Annotated in this window: 8 protein-coding genes; all 8 read right to left on the bottom strand. The window is 65.1% G+C overall.

What is annotated here, in order from left to right:
- Positions 1–260: 260 nt before the first annotated feature.
- Positions 261–554 carry a hypothetical protein gene (locus tag WC906_04890; protein MFA5777749.1) on the bottom strand — a complete coding sequence of 98 codons (294 nt, stop codon included), beginning with the start codon at positions 552–554 and terminating at the stop codon, positions 261–263.
- A 5-nt stretch (positions 555–559) separates the two neighbouring features.
- A complete protein-coding gene (locus WC906_04895) occupies positions 560–1732 on the bottom strand; it encodes a hypothetical protein (GenBank protein MFA5777750.1) in 1173 nt (390 codons plus the stop codon).
- Between the two features lie 3 nt (positions 1733–1735).
- Positions 1736–1954, bottom strand: coding sequence for a hypothetical protein (locus WC906_04900; protein MFA5777751.1), 219 nt, complete (start codon positions 1952–1954; stop codon positions 1736–1738).
- Positions 1951–2352, bottom strand: a complete 402-nt coding sequence (locus WC906_04905) for a hypothetical protein (protein ID MFA5777752.1) — start codon at positions 2350–2352, stop codon at positions 1951–1953. Before WC906_04905 ends, WC906_04900 begins: the two co-directional genes overlap by 4 nt.
- Positions 2349–2792: an HK97 gp10 family phage protein gene (locus WC906_04910; GenBank protein ID MFA5777753.1), complete on the bottom strand. Its 444-nt coding sequence runs from the start codon at positions 2790–2792 to the stop codon at positions 2349–2351. Before WC906_04910 ends, WC906_04905 begins: the two co-directional genes overlap by 4 nt.
- On the bottom strand, positions 2789–3076 hold the full coding sequence (locus WC906_04915; protein ID MFA5777754.1) for a hypothetical protein: 288 nt from the start codon (positions 3074–3076) through the stop codon (positions 2789–2791). Before WC906_04915 ends, WC906_04910 begins: the two co-directional genes overlap by 4 nt.
- On the bottom strand, positions 3073–3630 hold the full coding sequence (locus WC906_04920; GenBank protein ID MFA5777755.1) for a hypothetical protein: 558 nt from the start codon (positions 3628–3630) through the stop codon (positions 3073–3075). Before WC906_04920 ends, WC906_04915 begins: the two co-directional genes overlap by 4 nt.
- An 11-nt stretch (positions 3631–3641) precedes the next feature.
- On the bottom strand, positions 3642–5415 hold a 1774-nt coding region (locus WC906_04925), incomplete at its 5' end, for a DUF2341 domain-containing protein (protein MFA5777756.1).

Consider the following 5415-nt stretch of genomic DNA (forward strand, 5'->3'; position numbering starts at 1 on the left):
TTCACGCTGTCCATCGATTTTTTCACCTTCGCCAAAGTCGCCGACGCGTTGTCGGTTCCGTTGATGATGATGTCGGCTCGGACTTGCGTGTCAGGCATGTGTCTTGTGTTTTACGATTGGCCCGGCGTTCAGCTCGGAAAGGATTATCCTGAACGCGGCCATGCGCCTCACGTCCTCGTCCTTCCAGTCCAGCCCGAACTTCTCGCTCATCAGGTAGTCGGTGAGCTCGGGGCACGATGACCCCGAGCGCACCGCCTTCCTTATTCGGGCCTCGGAACTTTTGGGAGCGAGGTCTTCTGGCCGATGGCCTCGATGAGGACGTTGACGGTGGCGATGTCGAGGCGGCGGACGTTGGCCTCGTTCAGCTCCACCTGCGTCCCGTCCTCGGTGACGCTCCACGCCGTCACGACGGAGAGGATTACCTTGGCGGCGTCGTTGGCGTTTTCCGCGAAGCTGGCGGCCGTGCCGAAGCTGATGACCTCCGGGATTTCGGCCCAGTCGCCGTCGCCTAGGTCAATGCGGGTGACCTTCTTCCTGTTTTCGAGTTTCGCCATAAGGTCTAGTAGCTGGTTCCCGCGGTGCGGTTGACCAAGGTTATCTCGACGGTCTTCGCGGTCACGCTGTCGTAGAGGGCGTGGGCGGTGAGCTCGTCGTGGATGAAGTCGCCGAGGGTGAGCGCGTCCGTGAGTTCGGTCATCTTCGTGCGGTAGAGCTTCACCGTGAGGCTCTCCGCGCCGGAGCCGATGGCCTGCCCTGTCGAGATGACGGTGTAGGCCTTGGCGACGCGGTGCCGGAAGTCGTGGGCCTGCTCCGGCGTCTCGAACAGCCGCTTGACCGCGAGCGTCGCGGAGAGGGTGCCGTTGAATATCGCGGCGGGGCCGCAGTAGCCGGAGGCCGGCGCGGAGAGCTGGCCGTTGTCGAGGGTCAGGTTGAGGTCGTAGCACGGGGTGGCGGTCGCGCGGGTCGCGGCGGCGGCCGTGGCGGCGGTCTCGTCGTCGCCCGTGCCGACCAGCGTGCCGCACATCGAGAGCGGGACGTAGGAGGTGAGGTCGACGGCCTGCGCCTTGAGGTAGACGGGGTCTCCCGCCGAGGCGGTGACGGAAGTCGAGCCGAAGCTGATGACGTTGCCCGTGATGTTGGTTATCGTGACCTCCGTCGAGCCGATGACCAGCACGTCGTCGACGGCGAGGCCGAGGGCCGGGCCGCGAACCTCCGAGTCGGAGAGCTCGAGCGAGGTGACGGCCCCCGCGAGCGCGTCCTTGAGCGCGCCGCTCACGAACTGGCCCATGGCGACGATGCCGACGGTGGCGGACAGCCGCCCGTCGTCGTTCGAGAGGGCGAGGCTGGCGCCCTTCGCGCCGAAGATGCGCCGCGCGAAGCCGCCCAGCCCGATTTCGAGGGTGTAGTAGTCGGCCTCCCCGGGCGCGAAGGGGTGGGTGTAGCCGTCGACGGCGTCGCCCGTGGTCACGCCCTTCGCGTAGGTCATGTTGAGCAAATGGCCCAACGCCTCCACGTCCGCGAGGGCGACGATGTCCCCGGCGACGGTGTAGGCCCCGCGCAGGAGGTCGTCGGACTCCCACGCGACGCCCTTCATGCGGCGGTCGGCGGTGAGGTTGGGGTCGAGGGTGACGCTCTCGGAAACGAGCGGGATGAAGGTGGTCGGCAGGACGGCGACGGTGGCAGAGGCCTGCGGCTTTACGGCGAGGTAGCCGGTTTCTCCTAGGTAAGGCATATGTTACTTTGTCTCGTTAGTCTCCCTCTTTTTCTCGGGTTTCACGCCGTCCTCCGGCTTCCCGCCCTTCTCGTCCTTGTCGCCCTTCTTCTCGTCGGGGAGGCGCGTCAGGAGCGGGGAGCCTATCGCCTTCTCGAACGTGATTTCCCGCCCGGGGTCTATGGTCCCTATCCCCGCGAGGCGGAGCGTGCGCCCCGTGTCGTTTCGGTATCTCATGTTCATGTTATCAGCGTCGTGGATTTAATGGTCAGCGTGATCGTCGCGAAGTCGAAGGAGCCGGTGCCGGTCTGCGTGGACTTCTCCCACTCGACCGTCCTCATCGTGGCCAGCCCGCCGAAGCACCTGTCGTCCTCGAACGTCGCGGTGACCTCGTCGATGAGGGCGATGAGGTCATCCTCGCTCGCGGGCCTCCCCTGTGCCGGGTCGGTCCACAGCTTGACCTCGAAGCGCGTCTCCTTGTCGTTCCGGTGGGTGTCCAGCCTGTCCGTCCTGCCCCCGCGCATGGCGACGGTGGCGGCGGGGAAGGCGGTGAAGTCGGTGGACGGGGCGTCGACGACTTCCTTGACCGAGGCAATCGCCTCTAGGGTGGACACCACCCTCTGCTTCAACTCTATCATCATAGGAGGATTTTGCTTAAGGCGGCCTCGACGTGCGCCGCTATCCTGTCCTTCACGTTGCCTAGCGCGCGGAGCAGGAAGGGGTTTGCCCTGGTGCCCGGGTGGTTGACCTTCCTCCCGAAGAACTGGCCGGTGCGCCTGTTCGCCAGCACCTTCGCGTTGCGGGGGACGATGACGTGCGGGCGCGTTCCCTCGTGGACGTAGGCCGAATACTTCGCCTTGGACTCGACCGAGCCGGACAGCCCCGACGCGCGCGAGCCTATCATCTGCCGAAGGTTGCCGCCGCCCGACTGCCTGTTGACCGGCGCCTCGCGCACGGCCTCGCGGTGGAGGTCGCGCACGGACTCACGCACGGCCCTGCCGAGGCCCTCCGCGAGCTTGTCCGGCGCGGCGGCGAACTTCCTCGCCGCCTCGTCCAGTCCGGTGACGGTGACTGTCATCATAGGTTCTGCCTCAAGCGGATTTCGCAGTGCCTGTCCGTCCCGCGCCACGTCAGCCTCTCGACCCCGACGACGCGGTAGGTCACGCCGTCAATCTCGGCGCGGTCGTTCTCGCGCACGTCGGCGTAGTCGGCGAAGGCGAGCCACTCCCGCCCTATCGCGCCCTCCACGTCCTGCGTGTTGGCGTCGTCGAGGGGCTGGAGCTCGCACTTGAAGGCCTCCACGAGGTCGAAGGAGCCGGACGTGTTGCGGTAAAGCATGAGCTCCCTGTCGAAGTGCCGCCTCATAGGAGCGGCTTGGTGAAGGCCTTGAGGGTCTCGTGGGCCTGCTTCACGTCCTCTGGGAGCCTGTAGGAGGCCGAATACCGCCCGATGCTCTCGTCCTGCATGTCGAGCGGGAACGCCTTGCTTATCTTGTCGGCCACGAGGACGGTCGCGGCGTGGGAGACTGCGGCGGGGCCGGCGACCGAGAAGCCCCACTTGGCCGTCACCTCGACCCCGCCGTAGAGCCTAGGCAGGCCGCCGAAGAACCTGATCACGCGCTTCGGGGTCGTGTTCGCCGGCATGAGGTCGTAGTCCTCGTCGGCGCCCTCCGCCTGAACCACGTCGTCGACGCTCACCTCGGACACGTCCACCGCCTCGTCGATGAACAGCTCGCGGCCGCCGTCGGCGTCGTAGGTGCGCGCACTCGCCACCGCGTCGGCGATGAAGTTGCGGTGCGTGATGCGGTCAATCTCGTCCTCGACCGCCTCGATGAAGGCCGTGACGTTCGGCTGGAACGCGGCCTCAATCTCGGTCGTGAGGTATGCCTCGATTTTCGCGATTGTCGTGTAGCCTTTCATGGTTTCGGTGGTTAGTGCCCGGCGTAGCGGGTATACGGCGACGGCCTGCGGACGTATGGGTATGGGGTCGTCATGCCGACGACCTCGCAGGCGACGGAACCTGACGCGGAGTCCTCGCCGTGAAGTTCGCAGTCACGCGATGCGGAGACGGTGAGAGAGCCGTGTAGCTCTGCCGCGACTGAACCGGACGCGGAGTCCTCGCCACGGAGTTCCGCGCTCCTGCCTGCCGAGGCGTGGGCCTCGCCGCTGACTTCCGCGCCAATGGAAGCCGAAGACGCGCCTTCCCCGTGAAGCTCCGCGTGGCGGGAGGCGTCGGAACGCACCTCACCGGCAAGCTCGCACGCGCGCGCCGCGTCCGCTCCGGCCTCTCCGCGTATCTCTGCGGCGACGTCGGCGGAGGCGGTATCCTCACCGCGCAGTTCGGCGGCGAAGTTTGCGTCAGCCCCGTCCTCGCCGTGAAGCTCTGCGGAGCGGTTGCTGTCGTCGCGGACGACGGCGTAGAACGTCCCCGGGTCGCTCTGGTTGGCGTATTCGGCGGCGATGGTGGCGTCAGTCTCATGGGCAGTTGACAACCTGACATCATCATTGTCGACATACGGCGACGCTCCTGAGCTTTTCCCGATATCGAAAGCACCAGACACTGTTTTTGCGTCCGCGATTAGAAACGTCGTTTCTTTCTTGACCCCGTTAACGTATAACCTGTAGGTGTAGGAGTAATTACCACCACCCAAGTCAACACGGGCGTCGTTTTGCCAGACGATGTGAGTCCATTCGTCTAAAGCAAGGCGAGTATCAAGAACGTGTCCGGTCCCACTGCCACCATACCTAAAGCGAAGATAGTCAGTATCACGGCACTCGATGACGACGTTGTTAGAATAGGAATTGAATCGGTCACACCAAGCAATGTTCGAGGCAAAAACCGCCGTCCTCTTAACCCAGAACGAAAGCTCGAACTTGTCCGCCGTGGCAAAAGTATAGTTCGTGTCTATGCTGGTCGGAGTTACCCCCCCGAAATTGTAGGCGTCTCCTATTTTACCGCTCGTTGGTGAAGCCCCAGATACGGTAGCAGTAGTCCCCGCCGCCGAACTGTCATCCGCATCCACCTCGAAGTGCCCGACGTATTTCGCCGAAGCGCCCCACACCGCCTGCGCCCCGTAGGTGTCGGTCGGGGCATAGTCGTAGGCCGAACCGTCACCGACATAAATGTTTATCACCGTGTCGGCGCTTGACGAAACCGACGGAACCTTGACCCACAACTCGCCGGTTTTGGTGGCGGTCGCGCACGACACCACCTCGCGGGCCAGCTCGACGCCGCCAATGTCCGTGACGCGGATGTCAGCGCCGCCGTCCTGAACGGCGTCCCAGAAGGCGTCGCCTAGGTCTGACAGCCGGACGTAGAGCTGGAAGTCGGTGAGGTCTGATGGAACCTTGGCGTGGTCTATCGCCACCGCCACCACCGTATCCCATGATCCGCCCCCCCCATTCGCGAACGACGTGCGCGGATGGTTCATTTCGCCGGTCAGCTCCGCAGAACGCGCCGCGCCGTCAGACAGCTCGCCCGTGACCTCAGCCGAGCGTGACGCGGACACGGACTCCTCGCCGTGGAGTTCGGCGGAACGGGAGGCGGTGGCGGATAACACGCCGGCAAGCTCGCAGGCGCGGGAGGCGGTGGCGGATAACACGCCGGCAAGCTCGCAGGCGCGGGAGGCGTCGGCATCGGCCTCCCCGTGGACCTCTGCGGCGATTGAGCCTGACGCGCTTCCTTCCCCGTGGAGTTCGCACGAT

This window comes from Parcubacteria group bacterium (assembly GCA_041657845.1).
GTDB lineage: Bacteria > Patescibacteriota > Minisyncoccia > Moranbacterales > JAKLHP01 > JAKLHP01.

Bases quoted from the DNA above. Each gene is read 5' to 3' on its own strand.
- WC906_04890 (MFA5777749.1), bottom strand. From the start codon at position 554: ATGGCGAAACTCGAAAACAGGAAGAAGGTCACCCGCATTGACCTAGGC.
- WC906_04915 (MFA5777754.1), bottom strand. From the start codon at position 3,076: ATGAGGCGGCACTTCGACAGGGAGCTCATGCTTTACCGCAACACGTCC.
- WC906_04905 (MFA5777752.1), bottom strand. From the start codon at position 2,352: ATGATGATAGAGTTGAAGCAGAGGGTGGTGTCCACCCTAGAGGCGATT.
- WC906_04900 (MFA5777751.1), bottom strand. From the start codon at position 1,954: ATGAACATGAGATACCGAAACGACACGGGGCGCACGCTCCGCCTCGCG.
- WC906_04895 (MFA5777750.1), bottom strand. From the start codon at position 1,732: ATGCCTTACCTAGGAGAAACCGGCTACCTCGCCGTAAAGCCGCAGGCC.
- WC906_04920 (MFA5777755.1), bottom strand. From the start codon at position 3,630: ATGAAAGGCTACACGACAATCGCGAAAATCGAGGCATACCTCACGACC.
- WC906_04910 (MFA5777753.1), bottom strand. From the start codon at position 2,792: ATGATGACAGTCACCGTCACCGGACTGGACGAGGCGGCGAGGAAGTTC.